General features: G+C 55.3%; 19 protein-coding genes. 11 read left to right on the top strand and 8 right to left on the bottom strand.

Annotated elements, in window-relative coordinates; genetic code table 11:
* Positions 1-219 precede the first annotated feature (219 nt).
* The 3 genes from JUK32_RS24600 to JUK32_RS24590 all read left to right on the top strand — a co-directional run bounded on the left by JUK32_RS24600 (position 220) and on the right by JUK32_RS24590 (position 3179).
* Entirely contained in the window at positions 220-1518 is a 1299-nt protein-coding gene (locus JUK32_RS24600; protein WP_309224628.1) for a flippase, read from the top strand.
* A gap of 146 nt (positions 1519-1664) precedes the next feature.
* Positions 1665-2495 (top strand): Cof-type HAD-IIB family hydrolase, encoded by an 831-nt coding sequence (locus tag JUK32_RS24595; protein WP_204141518.1) that lies wholly within the window; start codon positions 1665-1667, stop codon positions 2493-2495.
* Positions 2496-3017: 522 nt separating this feature from the next.
* A complete protein-coding gene (locus JUK32_RS24590; protein ID WP_204141517.1) occupies positions 3018-3179 on the top strand; it encodes a hypothetical protein in 162 nt (53 codons plus the stop codon).
* Between the two features lie 130 nt (positions 3180-3309).
* On the opposite strand, the gene JUK32_RS24585 is transcribed toward JUK32_RS24590, so the two are convergent.
* A complete protein-coding gene (locus tag JUK32_RS24585) occupies positions 3310-4506 on the bottom strand; it encodes a Coenzyme F420 hydrogenase/dehydrogenase, beta subunit C-terminal domain (protein ID WP_204141516.1) in 1197 nt (398 codons plus the stop codon).
* 497 nt (positions 4507-5003) lie between these two features.
* Here JUK32_RS24585 and JUK32_RS24580 point away from each other — a divergent pair, with 497 nt between their 5' ends.
* The 3 genes from JUK32_RS24580 (at position 5004) to JUK32_RS24570 (ending at position 9069) form a co-directional block, all read left to right on the top strand.
* Entirely contained in the window at positions 5004-7046 is a 2043-nt protein-coding gene (locus tag JUK32_RS24580) for a serine/threonine-protein kinase (RefSeq protein ID WP_239113039.1), read from the top strand.
* A 188-nt stretch (positions 7047-7234) separates the two neighbouring features.
* Complete coding sequence (locus tag JUK32_RS24575) at positions 7235-8152, top strand: FTR1 family protein (RefSeq protein WP_204141515.1); 918 nt, start codon at positions 7235-7237, stop codon at positions 8150-8152.
* Positions 8153-8172: 20 nt separating this feature from the next.
* Entirely contained in the window at positions 8173-9069 is an 897-nt protein-coding gene (locus JUK32_RS24570; RefSeq protein WP_204141514.1) for an AEC family transporter, read from the top strand.
* A 25-nt stretch (positions 9070-9094) separates the two neighbouring features.
* Here the strand turns inward: JUK32_RS24570 and JUK32_RS24565 are convergent, their stop codons facing one another.
* From JUK32_RS24565 to JUK32_RS24555, 3 genes are all read right to left on the bottom strand, one after another.
* On the bottom strand, positions 9095-10027 hold the full coding sequence (locus tag JUK32_RS24565; RefSeq protein WP_204141513.1) for a glyoxylate/hydroxypyruvate reductase A: 933 nt from the start codon (positions 10025-10027) through the stop codon (positions 9095-9097).
* Between the two features lie 14 nt (positions 10028-10041).
* Complete coding sequence (locus tag JUK32_RS24560) at positions 10042-10971, bottom strand: TIGR01777 family oxidoreductase (protein ID WP_204141512.1); 930 nt, start codon at positions 10969-10971, stop codon at positions 10042-10044.
* A gap of 177 nt (positions 10972-11148) precedes the next feature.
* Positions 11149-11991, bottom strand: coding sequence for a basic amino acid ABC transporter substrate-binding protein (locus JUK32_RS24555; RefSeq protein ID WP_204141511.1), 843 nt, complete (start codon positions 11989-11991; stop codon positions 11149-11151).
* A gap of 120 nt (positions 11992-12111) precedes the next feature.
* On the opposite strand from JUK32_RS24555, the gene JUK32_RS24550 reads away from it, so the two are divergent.
* On the top strand, positions 12112-12876 hold the full coding sequence (locus JUK32_RS24550; protein ID WP_204141510.1) for an amino acid ABC transporter ATP-binding protein: 765 nt from the start codon (positions 12112-12114) through the stop codon (positions 12874-12876).
* Positions 12877-13009: 133 nt separating this feature from the next.
* Here JUK32_RS24550 and JUK32_RS24545 read toward each other — a convergent pair whose 3' ends face one another.
* The gene (locus JUK32_RS24545; protein ID WP_204141509.1) at positions 13010-13966 is read right to left on the bottom strand and encodes a Ycf66 family protein; all 957 of its coding nucleotides are present in this window, start codon (positions 13964-13966) and stop codon (positions 13010-13012) included.
* Between the two features lie 457 nt (positions 13967-14423).
* On the bottom strand, positions 14424-14543 hold the full coding sequence (gene psbX / locus JUK32_RS24540) for a photosystem II reaction center X protein (RefSeq protein WP_204141508.1): 120 nt from the start codon (positions 14541-14543) through the stop codon (positions 14424-14426).
* A gap of 451 nt (positions 14544-14994) precedes the next feature.
* Here psbX and JUK32_RS24535 point away from each other — a divergent pair, with 451 nt between their 5' ends.
* The 4 genes from JUK32_RS24535 to JUK32_RS24520 all read left to right on the top strand — a co-directional run bounded on the left by JUK32_RS24535 (position 14995) and on the right by JUK32_RS24520 (position 18892).
* A complete protein-coding gene (locus JUK32_RS24535) occupies positions 14995-16521 on the top strand; it encodes an adenylate/guanylate cyclase domain-containing protein (RefSeq protein WP_239113038.1) in 1527 nt (508 codons plus the stop codon).
* 47 nt (positions 16522-16568) lie between these two features.
* Complete coding sequence (dusB, locus tag JUK32_RS24530; RefSeq protein ID WP_204141507.1) at positions 16569-17663, top strand: tRNA dihydrouridine synthase DusB; 1095 nt, start codon at positions 16569-16571, stop codon at positions 17661-17663.
* Between the two features lie 121 nt (positions 17664-17784).
* Positions 17785-18441: a DUF3318 domain-containing protein gene (locus JUK32_RS24525; RefSeq protein WP_204141506.1), complete on the top strand. Its 657-nt coding sequence runs from the start codon at positions 17785-17787 to the stop codon at positions 18439-18441.
* 262 nt (positions 18442-18703) lie between these two features.
* Positions 18704-18892: a hypothetical protein gene (locus JUK32_RS24520; RefSeq protein ID WP_204141505.1), complete on the top strand. Its 189-nt coding sequence runs from the start codon at positions 18704-18706 to the stop codon at positions 18890-18892.
* A 204-nt stretch (positions 18893-19096) separates the two neighbouring features.
* On the opposite strand, the gene JUK32_RS24515 is transcribed toward JUK32_RS24520, so the two are convergent.
* Together JUK32_RS24515 and JUK32_RS24510 are read right to left on the bottom strand one after the other, a co-directional pair.
* Complete coding sequence (locus tag JUK32_RS24515; protein ID WP_239113036.1) at positions 19097-19912, bottom strand: peptidoglycan recognition family protein; 816 nt, start codon at positions 19910-19912, stop codon at positions 19097-19099.
* Positions 19913-20034: 122 nt separating this feature from the next.
* Positions 20035-20484, bottom strand: coding sequence for a YbjN domain-containing protein (locus JUK32_RS24510; protein WP_204141504.1), 450 nt, complete (start codon positions 20482-20484; stop codon positions 20035-20037).
* Positions 20485-20531: the final 47 nt, after the last annotated feature.

The following is a 20531-nucleotide window of genomic DNA, read 5'->3' as shown; positions in this document are numbered from 1 at the left end:
ATTTGTCCTTAATTTTGCTTTACTAAAACAGCCCTGGAAAACTTTTCCAGGGCTGTTTTGCTGATGATTGAAGAAGTTGAAACCGCCGAGATGGCTGTTCACTGGCAGGCACAGTATTGCTTTAGCCAAAATTGGTTGTATGCAATCCTGATCCCTAAGAGCTTGCATGAGCTTCGTCCTCCCCGTCTATCATGTTGCCCAAGGGTTTAAGGACTGCGGGTGCAATCACCAGGGCTGTTAGCCAAATTTGCGCGGGGGGCAGGAGCGGCGCTGACCGTCCAGCTCATCAGTGCCGCTCTGCTGTATGCGGCACAGGTGTGGCTGGCTCGTTGGCTGGGCACCACCGCCTACGGTGTGTATGAATACGCCACCGCCATCAGTATCATCGGCGCGTTTATCGCCAGCTTTGGGATGCCCAGCGTGGCGCTACGGCTGGTGTCGGCCTATCGCGCGCAAAGCGACTGGGCGCGACTGGGAGGACTCATGCGCGGCAGTTGGCGACAGCTGTTGCTCGCGAGCATTGGCATTGCCGGATGCGGCACAGGTATTTGGGCGTGGCTACAGACGAGCCGCGACCTGGGCATGTATACCTGGCCCCTACTCCTCGGCATTTGGAGCATTCCGGGCCTCACGCTGCTCAACCTACAAAAGGAAATTATCCGAGGCTTTCAGCAAATCGTCTTGGCTTTTGCCCCATCGTTAATTGGGCAGCCCTTGGTACTCCTAGGATTGGCCAGCGGGTGGCGATCGCACCGCCCCTTCACCAGCACCGTCGCCATGGCCTTGAGCTTCACGGCAGTTCTTCTGATACTGCTCTTACAGTGGAGTTGGTTTCAGACCCAGGTCGCGCCCCAAATTCGCCGTCCTCCACACATTTACGAAACCGCGCTATGGTGGCGCATCGCGTTGCCTCTCGTGTTGATGGGCGGCTCTTATATGATTCTGAGCCACACCGACACCCTCATGATTGGCCTGCTGTTGAATGCTCAACAGGTCGGCATTTACAGCGCCGCGTTGAAAACCGCCGCTTGGGTTCCGTTCATTTTGATCGCGGTAAATGCCATGGCCGCGCCCCTCATTGCCACCCTATACGCCCAGGACGATCAAGCGGGGTTGCAACAACTCGTTGCCATGATTGCCCGGTGGATGTTTTACCCCGCCTTGGGAATGGCGATCGCGATCATGCTCTTTTCGCGGCCCATTCTGCAATTATTCGGGGCCGAATTTGTCGCGGCGCAAGGAACCTTAGTCGTACTGATGCTGGGTCAACTGGTGAATGTGGGAGCCGGGTCGGTGGGCTATCTAATGACCATGACGACCTATCAGAACCAGGCGGCGGGGGTGATGGCCGTCAGCGCCTTGGTCAACGTCATGTTGAATGTCGTCGGCATTCCCGTCTTCGGTATTTTAGGGGCCGCCATTGCCACGGCCCTCTCCATGGCGCTGTGGAATGTTTGGCTATATAGCTTGGTTGTGCAAAAGCTCGGGGTCCGCCCCTCCATTCTGGATACCTTTTGAGTGGGGCACCGTTGCCAGTTGACCAGGAATTTTGACCTCGGCACTGTCCTATTTTTGCGAGCGGCAGAATTTGTATCATCTTGCCCTTGTGGTTTGCCCCGGTTCTGCGTCACGCTGGATGGCGATCATTCAAGGGCTTCGGCAGCATGGCAGACATTCGACTACTGGTGTTGGATATCGACGGCACGATCGCGGGCAAATCTAACGACGTGACGGCAGGGGTGAAGCAGGCGATCGCCGCCGCCCAACAACAGGGCGTGCAGGTAGCGATCGCCACCGGACGCATGTATCGTTCCGCCGTGCGGTTTCATCAGGCGGTGCAGTCACCGTTGCCGCTCCTGTCTTACCAGGGAGCGCTGATCAAAGATCCCACCTCGGGCAAACTGTATCGCCACACGCCCCTCTCCCGCGAACATACTCTGGCGCTGCTGGCGGCTCTGGCCGAGTTGGAAGCTGCCGAACAGCTCTCCATTCACCTCTATATTGACGACCAACTGCATGTCCGCGAAGTTTTGACCGACACCCGCGACTATGCCGCCCGCTCGGGCATTGAGCCGATGCCCGTCGGTGACTTGGCGACCTACCTGACCGCCCAAAGTGCGATCGAAACCACCAAGTTGCTGGCTCTGAGTCCCGACCCCGTCGTGATTACTGAATTGCTGAGCCGCTTTAAGCAACAGTACACGCCCGCCGAGTTGTACCTCACCCAGTCCGTGGCCACCTTCTTTGAGGCGACCCATCCCCTGTCCAACAAAGGGGCGGCGGTGCAATATCTCGCGGAGGAGCTACTCGACCTCTCTCCCGATCAAGTAATGACCGTGGGCGATAACTTCAATGACTATGAAATGATTCGCTACGCGGGGGTAGGCGTGGCCATGGGCGATGCGCCAGATGGCGTGAAGGAGATCGCTGATTGGGTGGCCCCCAGTGTCGAAGCGGATGGCGTCGTGAACGCGATTGAGCAGTTTATTTTGTAGCGATCGCTCAACTCGGTCAGCGCTGTGGAAATATTTAAAACAGAAAGGGCACCGACGACTGGCCGTGTTTCGTCTCGGTGCCCTTACTGGTTCGCTCCTCACACACCAATAATGTATCGGAGAAATGGAAGTCTGTCACTAGGAATCAGCCCTTCTGCACTTTAGATTTTCTTATCAATAACGCGATCACCATCATCAGCAACCGTCAAAGCCGCCTCAGCCAGGACATTAGAGAGTACCGCGATCGCATCCCCAAGATGCGAAAAAATGTCGCTGCCTATACCAAACTTAATTTTGGCTGGCGACAAATATCTTTTAGAACGAGGATGATAGCTCTAGAGGTGTCACTGCGGCCAAAACGGAGACACTCAGCCAATAACCTCATCGGGCCGTTTATACCGCTTTATGACAGTTTGCCCGCGCCGCCGTAATCGGTTCGCTAAGATTGATCTATAGAGCCGCATCTATGCCATTCCTCTGCGATTTCCAGGCAGCTTGCGGCGATGCTTACGAGCTAAACCCATGAAAACGACTCTCGACACTGGGGACGCGATCGCCACATCCACCTCACTCCGACAGGAGAATCAAGCCCTGCGAGCGGAAAATTGCCGCCTCAGAGCAGAAATCCAGCACCTCAAGCAGTTAGTGCGGCGACTCGAACTCTTGGTCAGGCGATACTGGTAACCGTCATTGGCCCTGAGAGTGACGCGCACAATCGCAACCTCAACGATGAAGAAAGGACACTCCCAGGCATCCAACGTCCCCGTCATCTGACCACAGGACTCAGACAGGACATTGTATGCTTGCTGATTCCCTAGTCTGGCAGTTTGTACTGGCTGACAATGCGCTTGGCAAACTCGGGGACGTGGTCATCCAGCTTTTCGGGGTGGTTACGCTTCACATACAGGTAATTGCGGGTGAAGTGCGAGTCGATAGAAAAACGGGCGTATTCCATGCCTTTGGGGCCAACGCGCTCAATGACGACGCCCATGAGTTGCGCGGCCCACATCGGTAGGGTCACGCCCTTGTCATAGGCGGGGATGCTTTGCTGCACGGCGGCATGGCGATCGCCCTGGGAATCCACTGGCTTAGTCTCTAACTGATCCATCACCAGGTCGAGCATTTCTTGGCCGCGCTCATTGCGCACGGTGATCCACTGCCAGCCAAAGGGTGCGCCCATGTAGCCCACCACAATGTCTGCCAATCCATTCACATAGTCAAAACAGCTCATGCAAGACGGTGCAAACACATCCTTGAGCTGGTTAGTTTTAAGGCCAAAGAAGGGGACTTTTTCAATCGAGCCGTCTTCGTGTTTGAAATGCACCCGAAAGTCTTGCATGAATTCATAATGCACCACCGTTTCGGGTGAGCGGCTGGTGGTGTCTAAAAACTTTTGCAGCCCAGCGCGGGTGACGTTGTCCACACAGGGCGTCCCGAGCACATAGAGCTTTTCCAGACCCAACTCTTTTTCCACCGCTCGCAGGGCCTGAATCTGGCAGCCGACGCCGATCACGAGCAGCCGCTTCATACCCGACTGCTCGATTTGCTCTAGCACGGATAGGTTGGGTGACAGAGTGGGTTTGTTAACCCGCGCCGCCAAAATCTCTTCTGGCGTGGTGGCGATCACGGGCTTGGGCTGAAAGCGGTCTTCTTCGGTGTTTTGGACACAGACCACCCCTTCAACGTGACCTTGGGTGAGCATGGCGATCGCGATCGAACTCACGATGCCCGTCCATTGTGCCCCCTCAATGGGCTCGTGCTTACGAGCCGCCATCATGTCTTGGTGGACGCCAAAGTATTGCTCTAGGGGGGCCTCTAAATCGCGATCGCGCCCATGGGTTTGGGTTTCCAACTCAGGAAACTGTTGGTTGAGAAAAGCGCACGCTTCTTTCACATAGTGAATGTAATAGGTATCGCAGAGGCCGCATTCACTGCAGAGTTCCTTGGCCGGACGGCGGGCTCCCGGGCGGAGGGCTTTGGCTTTTTTATGGGCAGAGTGAGCCAACGTCATGAGTTCAAAAAAGGGTGTAAAAGGAGTCTGACAACCACCTTACCGCAGGGCTTTGAGGTTTCTCGTTGGCGGCAGCAAATGTAAAGAATTGCTGCGATCGCCCGGCCCTCAGCGTCCGTTAAGACGCCACACAACCGGAGCATCAATGGTTCCCTCTGGTAGTCTGAGGCCAGCCCAGTGAGGGCGCGATCGCCTTGTTTGCAAATTTTTTGCCGATCATTAGGGAATCAGAAAACTACACTATGCTTAAGTCTGAGTTTCCCTGCCTGGTGAGCCGATTTTGGCCAGGCGGTGGGCAACCTAGATACAGCAAGGGAGTGAATCGCCGAGCCGTGATTGTGGTCAACTGTCAGTCACGTCGCGCCCAGCGGGCGGTCTCTCCGTGTGACTGTTGACGAGCCTCCTGGGTCGATGGTGCATCTTTATGACATCGATAGACCGGGTAGTTAGTGAGGTTCACATGTTTGCCGGTGACTTGACCGGACAGGGTCTGTTGAATGATTTGTTGCTTGAATCCTCAGTGTGCGCATCCTCTAAACCGCGACGCGGCGCAAACTTGTCGCAGTTGCAGTACGCCTCTGGTCAAAATGTTGCGGGGCCGGTATCAGCCCCAAAAGTTAATTGGGCGGGGCGGTTTTGGTCGTACCTATCTTGCGTTAGATAGCGATCGCCTGAATGCCCCCTGCGTCATCAAACAGTTCGCCCCCCAAACCAAAGGCACTAAAGCTTTCAACAAAGCGGTTGAACTGTTTAATCAAGAAGCCGTGCGACTGCACGATTTGGGCGAGCATGTGCAGATTCCGGCGCTGCTGGCTTACTTTGAACAAGATCATTTTCTCTATTTAGTTCAGCAATTTATCGACGGCAAAACCCTCATCCAAGAAGTGCTGGAAAGCGGTCCGATGGATGAGCACAGCATTCGGGATTTGCTGCTCGATATTCTGCCCGTGCTGGACTTTATCCATCGGCACAACGTCATCCATCGCGACATCACGCCCACCAATTTGATCCGGCGGGATACCGATCGCCGTCTTTTCTTAATTGATTTTGGGGTGGCCAAGCATTTTGGCGAAGCTTTATCGGAAGCCACGCCAGGCACCCGCATCGGCACCGAAGGCTACGCCCCCATTGAGCAACTGCGCGGCGGCCAAGCCTATCCCTGTAGTGACTTGTATAGTCTGGGGGCGACCTGCCTGCATCTGCTGACGGGTTGCAAACCGGAAAAGCTATATGACCACATGGCGGGCAACTGGCGGTGGCCCGCCATTTTGGCCCAACAAAGCCGCTCCGTCAGTCCAGAGCTAACTGCTGTCCTCGATCGGCTGGTGATGGATGCCGTGGGGGAACGGTTTGTGGATGCCCCGGCAGTCTTAGCCGCACTGGACTCGTCATCCACCTTTCGCGGCAACGTGCCGGGATGGGTGCGCCAACATCCTGAAAGCAATGCGGCGACGACGACTGATCGGGCACGGGGCGCAGTCGCCACGCCGACCATCGACCCTCAGATCCCCCAAACCAGTTCCCCGACGGCCACCCCAGCGCCCCTTGCCCTGCCCAAGCCGTCTCCCCCGCCCGCGCCGCCGCCCCTCGCGATACCGGTGACGGTAGCCGATTCGGTAAAAGCGCCCGAGCGGTTTTCGGAAAGTGATAATTGGCAGTGTGTCCGGGTGCTATCGGGACATCAGTCTTGGGTGACAGCGGTGGCCTTTAATCCGCGATCGGCCACGTTGGTCAGCGGCAGTTTGGACGACACCATTAAGGTATGGGATTTACAAACCGGGGCCGAAATGGTCACCCTGCAAGGACATCCCCGAGGCGTCAATGATCTGCGCATCAGTACCAAGGGGCAAGTCTTGGTGAGTTGCGGCGATGATGGCACGGTCAAAGTCTGGAACCTATCGGCAGGGCGATTGATTCACACCCTGGAGGGGCACGCCCGTGATGTCACCAGCGTCACCATTGGCCATAAAGGATGGATTTTGGCGAGCGGCAGCAAAGACAAAACCATCAAACTCTGGAAATTGGATAAGGGAAATGCCATTCGGACGTTGCTGGGGTCGCCAGCGGCGGTTCGGGCCGTGGCCATGATGCCGGATGAATCGACGTTATTTAGCGGTGGCCTGGATAATAAGGTGCGCCAGTGGGATCTTAAGACGGGCGAGATGATCCGGTTCTTTTCGGGCCATGTGAGTCCGATCAATGATGTGGCGGTGAGTCCCGATGGGCTGTTTGTGGTGAGCGCCAGCAAAGATAAAACGCTGGTGGTGTGGAGTGTCGGCACGGGATCAATTATCCATGTGCTCAAGGGGCACAACCAAGAGGTGAATTCGGTGGCGATCGCTCCCGATAACCGCACGATTGTGAGTGGCAGCAATGATCACACCGTGAAAGTTTGGGATGCCCGGACGGGAAATCTTGTGCACACCTTGCTGGGGCACAGCCAAGTGGTGAGCGCGATCGCCATTCACCGGACGGGTCGCCTGATTGCCAGCGCTAGCGCCGACAAAACCATCCGGGTCTGGCGTTTGGGGGGCAGCTAAGTCGCTACCCGCTGCATCCCCAAAGAAACCCTTTACAATCACCGTGGGGGCTGGTCGCCAGGGTAACCACCGGAACAGAGTGTAATGGCATTGGCCGGTCAGCCGTCGGCATCATGGTCTCTAGGGGAATTGCCCCCAGCCGGTGCTTTGCTTGACCAGCCTACAGTTGTCTTTTTCCCTGGGAATCTATGGATTTTGCGCCCGCCCTCCCGACCTTTTTTGTCACCTTGCGCGAAGGGGTCGAAGCGGCCCTCGTCGTCGGCATTGTATTGGCCTGCCTGAATAAAGCCCAACAAAGTCAGCTCAACCGCTGGGTTTATCTGGGCATTGGGGCAGGGCTATTGGGCAGTGTACTGAGCGGCATCGTAATTTTTAACAGCGTGGCTCAAGCGCAACAAGCTTTACCCACCCTAGAGCCAATTATCGAGCCATTTTTTGACTGTCTGTTTTGCGCGATCGCGATCGTGATGTTGAGCTGGATGCTGCTGTGGATGACGCGCCAGGCGCGATCGCTCAAGGGCGATATCGAGGGCAACGTGATTGCCGCTCTGCAAGGCGACGATGCCGCCGGGATCACGATTTTCAGCTTGGTCTGCATTGCCGTCCTACGAGAAGGCATTGAAACCGTGCTGTTTATTTTCACTAACGTGCAGCAAAGTGTCACAGCGGTGATCGGGGCGGCGGGCGGGCTGCTGGGGGCAACCCTGATTGGTCTAGCGTTGTTCAAATGGGGCGTCCGCATTAACTTAAAGGCATTTTTTCAAGTGATGGGGGTGCTGCTGATTTTGATTGTGGGGGGACTGGTGATCTCGTTTTTCCGCAATTTAGATGCCGCCTTTCTCGCTATCAGCAACTTTGATCCCGTCAACGCCGACCTCTGCATTTCCCAAGCGTCATGCATCCTGGGGCCGCAACTGTGGGATGCCCGCGCCGTCTTGCCGGATCATGAGTTTCCTGGAGTGCTGCTGAAAACATTGCTGGGCTATCGCGAGCAGCTGTTTGCCGGACAACTCTTGGCCTACGTCGCCTTTATCATTACCGTTGGCGGCACTTACTTTCGCAGTCTCGGGGCCGGGCCAACTGCCCAAAAGTCCCCCTCTAGTTAGGGCTCGCCGACCTCCTGCGTATGGCTGTTTTATTGCCCGCGATCGCCCCCGTGGCCCTGATCATTTTGGTGGGGTTCATCGCGGGGCGCACCCTCGGCCTCGACCGCCGTACCCTGTCGCGACTCAGTCTCTACGTTTTACTGCCCGCCCTAATTGCGAATAGCCTCTATGGCATTACGCTGACAGCCGAGCGGGCGTTGCTCATTGTTATGGGGTTCTTTGGGGCATCGGCCCTGCTGTATGCCTTGGTGTATGGATTTTGTCGCCTGATTCGAGCCCATCCTCTCCAGCAAAAAACGCTCCTCGCCACCACCCTCTTTGCCAATACAGGCAATTTAGGACTACCCTTTATCACCTTCGCTTTGGGGCAAACCGGGTTAGAGGGGGCGATCGTCTATCTGGTGAGCAGCAGCATTTTGCTCACCACCGTCGGGCCGACCCTGCTGAAAGGCCAGGGCTTAGCCACCGGACTCAGAACAACGCTCAAGCTACCCGTCTTTTGGGCCATGCTGACGGGACTCGCCTTACAAGCACTCGCCATTACCTTGCCGCTGCGACTGGATGAAGGGCTGGCCCTCCTGGGTGGGGCGGCGATTCCCGTGGCGCTAATCACCCTGGGAATGCAGCTCGCCAAAACTCAGTTTTACCTCGATCGCCCCGTGCTGCTGGCAGCCGGGTTACGCCTGGCTCTCGCCCCTGCGATCGCCCTGTTGATTGGGCGCGCGATCGGCCTCCAAGGTCAAGATTTGCACGTGCTGGTGCTGCAAGGAGCCATGCCCACAGCGGTGAATACGTTTATTTGGGTGACGGAGTTTGGCGGCGACGCCGACTTGGTCGCCCGAGCGATAGTGCTTTCCACCCTGCTGAGCTTTATCACCCTGCCCGGCATTTTGTGGGCGCTACTAACGTTTACCTGAGCCAGCGAACGGAGATTAGCCCCCATCAATAACCGCGCGATCGCGATACCTGATTCAGCAACGGTGCGCCTGTCTGCGATCGCCGATAATTTTCCACAATTTGGGGCGCGACCGACTCCGGGTTGGTGATGCTGGAGGAATGGGGCGTAACCCGAATCTTGGGATGCGCCCAAAAGGGATGGGTCGGCGGCAGGGGCTCTTGCCGAAAGACATCCAAACAAGCGCCGCGTAGATATCCGGCATCAAGCGCTGCCAACAAATCGGCTTCGACCAAGTGCGCCCCGCGCGCCACATTGATGAGATAGGCCGGACGTGGCAGTTGGGCCAGGAGATCGAGGTTCAAAATGTCGCGAGTCTGTGCCGTGAGCGGCAGTAAACAAACCAATATCTGGGTCTGCTGCAAAAACTGTGGTAGCTGTGCATCCCCGCTGTACGCAGTGACGCCCTCAATCTGCTTAGGCGATCGCGCCCAGCCCACAACGTTAAAACCCAGCTTCACCAGCTTTTGGGCCGTGTAAGTGCCCAGCTGCCCGAGTCCCATGATGCCCACCGTACAGTGCTGACTCAGGGTCGGGGTATGGGATTGCCAGAGTCCACCCATTTGCTGAGTTTCGTAAACATCAAAGTCCCGCAAAATGCCCATCACCGCTGCGGCAATGTATTCAAACATTGACTGCGCCAATAACGGATCGACCAGCCGCACAATCGGTGTATCAGTCGGCAGGTCGACATCTTGCAATAAGTGATCGACACCGGCCCCAAAGGACGACACACAGCGCAGATTTGGAAACTGTTGCCAAATGCCAGCGGGCTGTTGCCAAGCTAAGGCAAAGGTGATGTCTTCTGGAACTGTCACCTGGGGCCAGACCGCAATGTCCAGATCCGGCGCACAGGTTTGTAGGGCCTGTTGCCAACGGCTGAGATCAGAACGATGAGGTGAAACAATCAGCAAGGTCATGGCAGTTGCGATGCCTAAAGGGCGTTAACCACGGCCTGCATGGCTTGCCCTACCGTGGGGTACTGGTACTCAAAACCCGCCGCCTGCAAATGTTTGGGCAACACCTGCTGCCCTTCTAAAACAACCACGGCCCCATCACCCAGCATGGCTTCAATGACAAAGTCGGGCACAGGTAACCAAGAGGGCCGATTGAGTGCTTGCCCCAACGCTTCGCAGGCCTGCCCCATGCGGACAGGATTCGGAGCCGTCGCGTTGTAAACCCCGCTCATGGATTCATCCGTCAGAGCCCGCATCAAAATGGCGACCAAATCCTCTCGATGCACCCAAGAAAACCACTGCTGGCCGCTGCCAATGGGGCCGCCCGCAAATAAGCGGAAGGGCGTCAGCATCCGTTCTAAAGCACCGCCGTCGCCTAGCACAATGCCAATGCGAGGAATGACTAACCGGACGCCCTCCACGGCTTTGACTTGCTGGGCGGCCGCTTCCCAGGCTTGACAGATTTGCGAGAGAAAATCACTCTCTACTGGGTCGCTGCTTTCGTCAAAGGTGGCCGTTTTACTGGTGCCGTAGTAGCCGATCGCCGACGCACTCACTAAAACTTTGGGTTTGATATCGGCTTGAGCGATCGCTTCCACCAACTTCTCAGTGCCGACCTTGCGGCTATCCATCATGGCCCGCTTGTGCGCCGCCGTCCACCGTTCGGAAATGGGCGCTCCGGCCAAGTTGACCACGCCATCGCACCCCGAAATTGCCGCTTGCCAATCCCCGGAAATCTGGGGCGTATAGGCCACTGGAGTCACGTTGGGAAAAGCGGTAGCGGGAAAAATTCGTCGGGCTTTAGCCGCATCACGAGTCAGCACCAGCACTTCGTGACCGGCGGTTTGCAGGGCTTTGACCAGCCCGCTACCCACAAAACCCGTGCCCCCGGTGACTGCTACTTTCATCTAACCCCGACTCCTTCACAATTCACTGCCTTAAACCTATCAAATTGCCTGGCGCTCTGCGGCAGCCAAATCGTGTGCGCTCTCTTTGGGATCATGCCTGGGCATAAAAATGGCTGGTTTCGGCAGTCTACCGAGACTCTGCCCAAACCAGCCGTGTCCACAGAAGTTAGCCTGCGCTTAGAACGCGGACTCAGGCAATTCGGGGGGTTCTTCGCCAAACCATTCTTGATAGATGGCGGCGTAGGTGCCATCTTCCATCATGGTCATGATGGCGTCGTTGATGATTGCGACATTGGGGGAGCCTTTGGGCAGAGCAATGCCGTAAAACTCAGTGGTCAACAGTTCGCCCACGACTTTGAGCCCGTCGATATTGCCGGAGGCGATCGCGTCCAGCGTCACCGGGGCATCGTTAATGACGGCATCAACATTGCCATTGGCCAGTTCTTGCAGGGCGAGGGGAGCCGAGTCAAAGGTGCTGATTTCGGCCCCCGGAATTTCCGCTGCTGTTTCGGCCCCAGTCGTTCCGATTTGTACCGCAATCCGCATGTCTTGCAGGTCATCCAGGGTCGCGACTTCCATGTTGTCGGCTTGCACCGCGATCGCCAGACCCGCTTTCACATAAGGCCGAGAAAAATCAACCGTTTGTAGACGCTCTTCGGTGATCGTCATGCCACTAATGGCCGCATCCACAGTGCCTGCCTGCAAAGCTGGAATGATGCCGTCGAAGGGGAGCGACTCAAACTGCACTTCCAAGCCAGCAGTTTCGCCAATCGCGGTCATCAAATCAATGTCAAACCCAGCTAATTCGCCGTTTTCGTCCTGAAATTCAAACGGCGGGAAGGCGGGCTCAGTGGCGACAGTGAGGGTGCCGGTGGCTTCCTCGGTGCTGGCGGAGTCCGTTGCCGAGTCCGTGCCGTCTGCCGTATCGGTGGGCGCAGAACCGCCACAGGCGGCTAACACTACTGACGCACTGAGGCCAAACGCGACATTCCGTAAAAAGGCTGAACGTTTAATCGACATATAAAATCTTTCCTTTCACCACAAACTGGCTTTACACGATACGATACTGCCAGCTTGTCGATGATAATCTTCACAGTATTTCCCGAATGCTATCCCCATTACAGAATTCGCCCATTTACTATGCCTGACTCTCAGACCGCGATCGCCTTTAACCAACTGCGCAAAAGCTACGGCCCACTCGAAGTCCTGAAGGGGCTCAGCGGCGAAATTTATTCTGGTCAAGTGGTAGCAATTATTGGCGCTTCCGGCTGCGGCAAAAGCACGCTACTGCGATGCTTCAACCGCTTGGAAACCATTAACGGCGGCACCCTGACGGTGAATGGTATGGACTTGTCCAGTCCCAATTTATCGCGCAAACAGTTGCAGCGGCTGCGGGCGCAGGTGGGCATGGTGTTTCAACAGTTCAACCTGTTTCCACACCTGACCGTGCTGGAAAATTTAACCCTAGCCCCGCAGAAAGTGCTCGGCAAGCCCAAAACCAATAGCCGGGAGCTGGCTAGCCACTTTCTCAGCAAGGTGGGCTTGGTGGAAAAGGGGAATGCTTACCCCGATCAGTTATCCGGTGGGCAAAAGCAACGGGTGGCGATCGCCCGGGCCCTCTGCATGGAACCCGAAATCATTTTGTTTGATGAACCGACCAGCGCCCTCGATCCAGAACTGGTGGGCGAAGTACTGGATGTCATGAAGCAATTGGCCGAAGAAGGCATGACGATGGTGATCGTGACTCACGAGATGCAGTTTGCGCGGGACGTGGCCGATCGCGTGATCTTCCTCAATCAAGGCTTGGTGGAAGAAGATGGCAAAGCCTACGACGTGATCACGAGCCCACAGAGCGATCGCCTCAAAGCGTTTTTGAGCCGCATGCAGCTAGCCGGAGTCGTCTAGCCGCCTACGTCGCCAACACCAAAACGCGTCGCCTAGCTAGTTCTAGACGACGCGTTTTCACTTAAAAGTGATATTCGTTACGGTGTTTCAGATTGGCAGATTGACTGTGTGGGTCTACGACTCGCCCTTCTCATCAATATTGCCGACTGCCGTAATCAGCAGGAGGTTGACCAGCGTCGTCGCTAGGATAATTATTCACGGGGCGATAGTCGACATAGCTATCATCTCCACCGTTCCCGGCAGTAGTATCTCCAGTCTCCGGCGAAGAATGGCTGCTGTAACCACCAGACCCGACATAATTATCCTCACTAGCAGCGGAATAACCAGTCCCAGCATTGCCACCATAGTTATCGCCATTGGCCGCGTAACTACCGCCATTAGCCGAGTAGCCGCCACTGCTACTGGCCGACGACGAATAGCCACCAGAGTTCGCTGCGTAGCCGCTCGCCGACTCGTCCCATCCCCTAGCGGGAGGGATATCATACCGACCCGCACTCGGCTTAGCGCGGCGGCGGATGCGATCGCCACTCGGATTTAAGCGCTCGACCGGACGATCGTTTGGGGGCGTCGGGCGATCAGGATAACCGTTCTGCGGGGCACCATAGCGATCGCCATACCCGTCGTCGTAATAGCCAGATCGCCGCGAGGACTCATCACGACCGCCAATCATGCGGCGATCTTCTGGAAACCGGGGACGATATGGCCCCTCATTATCCAATTCGGCCCGCACATTCATGCGGGGGCTACTGCTTCGGTAATCTTGCGGGGGCCGACTGGGTCGATAGTAATCATCGCGGCCACCACTCGCTGGCTGGGGGGCGTAGCGATCGTCCCTCGGCGTCCGGGCATAAACATTTTGAATCGTGACGGTGATCAACATGCCTGCCATCAGTAACTGCTGAAACGAGGCCAGCAGTTCCATATTGAGGTGACCTAGTAAAAAGACCCCTGAAATCAACCAGAGAACCGCGTAAACCTTGTCAGAATCTCGGCCATAACCGGGCTTCAGCCTGTCCACAAAAAACAGGGCAACCCCGCCGAGAATTAAGACAATGCCAATGAGAAGGGGAACTGGTGTACCGAAATTCACAGAGGATTCCTCTCAGGATGAAGACGCAACATTGACAACCTTGGATCAATCCCTTAAATATGCCTATCTGTCAGCAGCGATCGCTGTCCCTAGGCGGTTGACCAAATGTGGCAGAGCTATTCTAACGGTTGCTGCCACAACCTGTTGCTTGTCATATGCTAACGGACTTTAAAGGGCTTTCAAAAAATCTTTTGACTCGTTTGATGCGTTTCAGTCACGGCAAATTTTTGATTTAGTCAGCACTGCCGATACCAAATGAGTTCTCTTGCTGCGATCGCCCGCTAGCCGAGGTTCAGGTGCAGCCTAGACAGTTAGGTGTAAGGTGACGATGTGGAAGCGTTGCGATCGCTAGAAAGTCAACTTAGCCAAACAAAAAGAGCACCCAAACACTGGGATGCTCTCTGTCGGATGAATGAGTTTAGATCAATTATCTGAGCAGCCTTCCGCTCGAAGCTGATTACTGACGCTGAATTTTATCCTTCTGGCTGACGAAGACCAAAAAGATAGTCGCCGGAATGACCACAATGAGAGTACCAGCCAGGAGGCTCAACAAAAAATTAGTAAGAGAGGGTGTCATGATTTGCAGAGTATTTTAATAAACCGACTTTTAGGATTGTAACCTACCCCCTGCCAGCCCACGCAAAAAGAACCGCCTGAAAACCGCAAATCTTAAGACATGTGGTGGATTAACGTCGGAGTGAGCGAGGAGCAAATTTTGTCGTTGCGAGTTCACTTTCATCCACTCCATCGGGGCCGCGATCGCCCTATCCTGAGAACCCGATAAACTCTCTGTAAAGAAAACAAGGGCTAACATTTTGCCAATTCACGAGTGCCCCACCTGCTGACACTTACTACCAGGTTGAAGAATTGAGCGCAGGCGCACAAGAATTTGCGCCGGTTCGGGGCATCATATGACTACTGGCCAGACTTGAGCCACTGGCCATCGAAAAGCGGCCAGGTTTTTACATCAATAATCTCGTTGAGAGCACTAGGGCACAGATAAATAGCTTGGCAGGGATAGAGCAGTTTTGAATCAGCAGGCGGAGTTTTCTGATATCAGCGGCGACTTTTGTCCGGTAGGTCGGGACGGCCTACTCCTGATATATCGTGCCCCCCACATCAAGACCGAGCTGCAACGGATATTAGATGCCCACTATCGTTTAGAGCTCAGCCACGACACCGTCGTATCCCTAGAATTATTAAAATCCCACGAAGTCGTTCTAATTCTCATTGAGGCCACGCTCTTCGTCGAGATTGGCTACCACTTTTGTCAACAGCTCAAAGACCAGCGCTGGAGCCGCGATATCCCGATCATTGTGGTGGGCGATCGCGATCCGAAACAAGTCGCCACCGCTTTCGATGCCGGGGCGCAAGACTATCTCAGCCTCCCTCTATTCGCTGAAGAAGTCACCGCGCGCCTGCAAGCCCGACTCAGTGACTACCGTCGGGGACAACAGCTGAGTCAACAAAATCAGCTGCTCCTGGCCGAAGTGCGTGAGCGCAAACAAGCCGAAGAAGCCCTCCAACGAGCTGAAACCAAATACCGTCGCATTTTTGAAAACGCGACGGAGGGCATTTTTCAAACCAGCCGTGAAGGACGATACATCAGCGTCAACCCGGCTCTGGCCAAAATTTACGGCTATGCGTCCCCCGATGAGTTGATGCAGGCGATCACGAATGTTGGCAAAGAGCTGTATGTGGAGCCTCAGCGGCGGGCAGAGCTAGTCGTTTATCTCGAACAATTTGACCAAATTGAAGGCTCAGAATCCGAGATTTACCGCCAAGACGGCAGCAAGATTTGGATTAGCGAAACGGTTCGCAAGGTGTACGACGAATCGGGTAATTTCCAATACTACGAGGGCATTGTCCACGACATTACTGAACAGCGGCAGATGGAAATGGAACTGCGGCAACAACGTCAACAAGCTGATCGCTTGCTGGGCAACATCCTGCCCTACCAAATCGCGAATCGGTTAAAGGTAGGGTCAAAGTCGATCGCTGAAAATTACGACTCGGTCACCGTTCTCTTTGCTGACCTTGTGCAGTTCACGGCCGCCGCTGGACAGATGGACGCGCAAAAGCTGGTCAAGTTGCTGAACGAAATCTTTTCTGCTTTTGATCGCTTAGCGGAGAAATATGGCCTAGAGAAAATCAAAACGATCGGGGATGCCTATATGGCGGCGGCGGGCTTGCCCACTCCCCGGGCCGACCATGTGGATGCGGTGGCCTCCATGGCGTTAGAAATGCAAATGGTGATTGAGCAGTTTTATCGTCCCGATGGGCAACCGTTTCAACTCCGCATTGGCATTAGCACCGGCCCTGTGATTGCTGGCGTCATTGGGGTGCGCAAGTTCGCCTACGACCTGTGGGGCGACACGGTCAACCTGGCTAGCCGGATGGAAAGTACCGGCATTCCGGGCAAGATTCAGGTGACTTCAGAGGTCTATGAGCGGCTACGTCACCTTTATCATTTAGAGGCTCGCGGTACGGTGTTTGTCAAAGGCCGGGGCAATATGGAGAGCTACTGGTTATTGAGTCGCAAACGGCCCCTTTAGCGATCGCCCCTGGCATACTGAGAAAGCACCGTATTGCCGCATCGCCCATGACTGCGCTCTCTCCCACTCTGCAGCAAAAGCTGGCGACGCCTCTACAGATTGGGGCGATCGCCGTCCACAGCCGGGTCTTGCAGTCGCCGCTTTCCGGGGTCACCGACAAAGTGTTTCGGCAACTCGTCCGGCGCTACGCTCCCACTTCCATGATGTATACCGAAATGGTTCATGCGCCCAGCATTTGCCAGGTGGAAACCTTGCCCAAAATCATGGAAATCGATCCGGACGAGCATCCCATCAGTATTCAATTATTCGATTGTCGCCCCGATTTCCTCGCGGATGCTGCCCGCAAAGCCGTGGCCGAAGGGGCCGACACCATTGACATCAACATGGGCTGCCCGGTGAACAAAATCACCCGCAAAGGGGGCGGCTCCTCCCTGCTCAAAGACCCCGATATGGCGGTCAAAATCACCCGTGCGGTGGTGGAGGCGGTGGATGTGCCCGTATCGGTCAAGACGCGCCTGGGGTGGGACGACGACCACATCAACGCGATCGAGTTTGCCCGCCGTTTAGAAGCGGTCGGCATTGATATGCTGACCCTGCATGGCCGCACGCGATCGCAAGGCTACACGGGCACTGCCCGCTGGGAGTGGATTGGTCGAGTCAAGGAGGCGCTGTCAATTCCCGTGATTGCTAATGGCGACATCGACTCGGTCGAAGCGGCAGTGCGGTGCCTCGAAATGACCCATGCCGATGGGGTGATGTGTTCTCGCAGCACCCTGGGCTACCCATTTCTGGTGGGAGACATCGACTATTTTCTGAAAACCGGCGATCGCCTCCCTGCCCCCACGGTGATCGATCGTTTGCTTTGTGCCCAAGAACATTTGCGGCTGATTGCCGCCTACAACGGCTATCGCGGCATTTGTCAGGCGCGCAAACACATGGCCTGGTACGTCAAAGGCTTTGCGGGCGCGGCAGAACTGCGGGAATCACTGTGCCGCATTGAGTCAGTAGCCGACGGCGAAGCCTTGCTGCAAGGGGCGATCGCCAACCTGCAAGCGCAGGGAGAAACAGCCTGTCGATGGCATTCATCGTGGCCTACCGCAACTGAGGTTCAGCGACACAGCCGATTACCGACCATCAGATAGTGCGGAAATATACCCATGTAATTTACATTTTTTGGCTAGGATAGTAAGCATTACCGCCTCGGACGGATGATCTATTGGGTCACGCAAACGCTGAGGTGATTGTTTTATTCATCAAGTTTTCATGACTTCCTACGCAACATCCACCGCTAGAGCCGATATGGGAGAGTTACGCCGTCTACGCAGCCTATTGCCGCCCGAGCTGCAAAGTTGGGTCACGGTAGAAGCAGCCACCGATGTGACACCGCCCCTGATTACCAGTGAAGAGCTGGGCAAAGACCAGGTCGAAATTCAAATTGATTTGGCGAAGTGGGAAAATTTCGCCCTCGATCAGCGCAATCTCCTGTTCTGGCATCAGGTCGGTCATGTGCAAAACGACACGATTCCCCGCGATGGTTGGGAAATGGCAGCGCTAGCCATTGGTCTCGGTGGGGCCATTGGCGAACTGTGGGTACAAGATGGCTTGTTGCTGATGCTGGCGCTGGCGCTATGTAGCTTTTCGGGCTGGCGACTGTACAAGCGTAATAACCCGATCAAAGCGGTGGAAGAGGCGGTTGATGCGGACGAGCGGGCGATCGCGATCGCGACTCGGTTTGGCTATACCCTGCCCAATGCTTACAAGAGCCTCGGCAGCGCCCTCAAAACCCTGATTGAGCAAACCCCGAAGAAGCGCAAACGGGATCAATATATCAAGCGATTAGATGCGCTGAAGAAAAGCGCATCCAAGGCTAAAGAGAAGGCCAGGGGGCCAGCCGGGCCAGATGCCCGTCCCGCATACTAATTCATTGACGTGTAGAATCTTGTGATGGAAAAGGGAGCCTGAATATGGCTTCCTTTTTTATGGGTTTTTCTGCTCTCGCCGGTTCAGTCGCTAGTTGCCTAAGGCCGTAACCACTTGAGAATCTGTCTGCTGATCTCCCCTCAATGTCCCGATATCCGGCAACATTGCCTCCTGAGCGTCATATTGAAGGATCGATCCGGCTGAGAAACGCTAGTCTTACAGGGATAAATACTCCGACAACGCCCCCTTCTGAGGAATTCACATGCCCGCACATGAGGTTCGCCCCTGGCGACTAGCCGTCTTATTCGTCGGCGTTTTTATGCTGACTGCTTACATGCCCCACCCCAACTTAGGAGAGTCACTGCCAAATCTCATCGGCAATTGGCTTAAGGGCAGCACCGCTACAGCTGACAGCCCCGCCCGTGCAGTAGTTTATCCAGAAGGCTCCTGATCAGCGCGTCTTGGCGGCCTGAAACTGTCTCTGAACATGGACTTTTGCCAATCGGCATCAACTAAGTAGGTCGCCTGAAATTAGGTCGCCTGAAATATTTATCGCTGGTGGAGGACGGGTCAGCGCCGCGAAACTCCCCCGGATGTGAAATTCTATCTCTGAATCACCACTTCCGATGCTGACATCCAGTGAGTGTCAACCTGGTTAGGCAGGACGGTTAGGGTAACGTCGCAGCAATGTAAAAAAGCGATTGTAATCAAATGAGCGGGGATCCTGGCGACTGCCAGACTGGTCAACTGCTTTGTGGGTGGTGATGCGGCTATCTGGAATACTACTCTGCGCCAACAGCCAGGCCAACGATTCATACTGGGCGGTGGTGTAGCCGCTGTGGGTGGGGCCATTGCCACGGCCATCGCCAGGGGTTTCGAGCGAAACGTGGTAGGCAAAATTGTTGACTGATGCCGGAAAAGCTGGGTTTGTCGTCACCATTTCTGGGCCATTGGGGCCATTAAACACGGAATTGCCCGCCCCATAAGCGCGTTTCTCCGGCGGCACGATGTAGTAGATGGTGCCGTCACGGCCGACCAGGGTGTGATAGCTGACCTGGTCATTGTCATTGGGGTGATAGGTCTGAAACAGGTTGATGGCACTTTGGGCTGACCCCACCGTTTCATGCATGACGGCAATGAACTGGTTGCGAATCGGACGACCGTAGGCGTCAGTGCTGTAGCGATCGCCATAGTTAGACGGATCGGCTAGTTGAATCACCTGGCGCGGCTGATAGTTGGGAGCCGTTTGGGCCACAACGTTGTCAGCGGGGGCAAAGTCGAGGGGACTGTCGGCATTGCCCAGGGTGGTGGGCACCATGGCGACGACCGCAGACTCTGCCAGTTCTGGCAAGCCGGAGACGGACTCAATTGCTTGGGGGTGGGGCGATCGCGGAAATAATAAGAGCAGTACCAAGCTCATTAAGATCGCACTCAAGCCCGCCCACCAAAATTTACCGCTGCGTCTCAGCATGACAATTCACTCCCCAGTTTGATTGCGCTAGTCGATGTGTATAGTTGTAAACCAGCTTGCTGTTAATTTTGCCGAAGACTTTAACCGCGAGCACAGGTTTTACAATTATTTTTCTGGAAAGTTTACCAGGAAGACCAGCGATCGAGGGCTCTTTTGCCCCCCCAACGCGCCACAATTTCATCATCATAATTGTCGGCCTTGCTGACTACTGTCGTCACTGAGTATTGGAGTTCAATTTGGTCACAGGTCGAGCCGACCAAACTGTGCTCAAAGACGATGTCATTTTCCGAATCGAGGGCAAAGCGACCAAAGCGAATATCGTTATTTTCGCGCAGTAGATAGTAGGAAAGTTCTGGAGTGACGTTAATGTCGGTGACGACATAGGAGCGGGTCGTAATCAACGCATCGTTCTCTTCCCAGGGAATCACGCGGGTAGACGCTACCGCTGAGCCAAAATTCACCACAAATAGCGGTTCGTCATCAAAGAGCACGACGCTGCCGCCAAACAAATGGTGCATCCAGGGGCCAATACGCTTGTAGCAGGCTTCTTGAGCGGTTGTCTGAAATTCCATCACTACAGATAAATCAATCCTGACATTTATTTTCGCATCGATAGGCC

It is taken from the genome of Halomicronema sp. CCY15110, from assembly GCF_016888165.1.
In the GTDB taxonomy this organism is placed as follows: Bacteria; Cyanobacteriota; Cyanobacteriia; order Phormidesmidales; family Phormidesmidaceae; genus Halomicronema.
The sequence above is the reverse complement of the archived record's forward strand: the minus strand, read 5'-3'. Positions and strand labels throughout refer to the sequence as shown.

Bases quoted from the DNA above. Each gene is read 5' to 3' on its own strand.
- psbX (WP_204141508.1), bottom strand. From the start codon at position 14,543: ATGACACCCTCTCTTACTAATTTTTTGTTGAGCCTCCTGGCTGGTACT.
- JUK32_RS24515 (WP_239113036.1), bottom strand. From the start codon at position 19,912: ATGCTGAGACGCAGCGGTAAATTTTGGTGGGCGGGCTTGAGTGCGATC.
- JUK32_RS24565 (WP_204141513.1), bottom strand. From the start codon at position 10,027: ATGACCTTGCTGATTGTTTCACCTCATCGTTCTGATCTCAGCCGTTGG.
- JUK32_RS24590 (WP_204141517.1), top strand. From the start codon at position 3,018: ATGAAAACGACTCTCGACACTGGGGACGCGATCGCCACATCCACCTCA.
- JUK32_RS24525 (WP_204141506.1), top strand. From the start codon at position 17,785: ATGACTTCCTACGCAACATCCACCGCTAGAGCCGATATGGGAGAGTTA.
- JUK32_RS24510 (WP_204141504.1), bottom strand. From the start codon at position 20,484: ATGGAATTTCAGACAACCGCTCAAGAAGCCTGCTACAAGCGTATTGGC.
- JUK32_RS24550 (WP_204141510.1), top strand. From the start codon at position 12,112: ATGCCTGACTCTCAGACCGCGATCGCCTTTAACCAACTGCGCAAAAGC.
- JUK32_RS24570 (WP_204141514.1), top strand. From the start codon at position 8,173: ATGGCTGTTTTATTGCCCGCGATCGCCCCCGTGGCCCTGATCATTTTG.
- JUK32_RS24595 (WP_204141518.1), top strand. From the start codon at position 1,665: ATGGCAGACATTCGACTACTGGTGTTGGATATCGACGGCACGATCGCG.
- JUK32_RS24575 (WP_204141515.1), top strand. From the start codon at position 7,235: ATGGATTTTGCGCCCGCCCTCCCGACCTTTTTTGTCACCTTGCGCGAA.
- JUK32_RS24585 (WP_204141516.1), bottom strand. From the start codon at position 4,506: ATGACGTTGGCTCACTCTGCCCATAAAAAAGCCAAAGCCCTCCGCCCG.
- JUK32_RS24580 (WP_239113039.1), top strand. From the start codon at position 5,004: ATGATTTGTTGCTTGAATCCTCAGTGTGCGCATCCTCTAAACCGCGAC.
- JUK32_RS24555 (WP_204141511.1), bottom strand. From the start codon at position 11,991: ATGTCGATTAAACGTTCAGCCTTTTTACGGAATGTCGCGTTTGGCCTC.
- dusB (WP_204141507.1), top strand. From the start codon at position 16,569: ATGACTGCGCTCTCTCCCACTCTGCAGCAAAAGCTGGCGACGCCTCTA.
- JUK32_RS24560 (WP_204141512.1), bottom strand. From the start codon at position 10,971: ATGAAAGTAGCAGTCACCGGGGGCACGGGTTTTGTGGGTAGCGGGCTG.
- JUK32_RS24520 (WP_204141505.1), top strand. From the start codon at position 18,704: ATGCCCGCACATGAGGTTCGCCCCTGGCGACTAGCCGTCTTATTCGTC.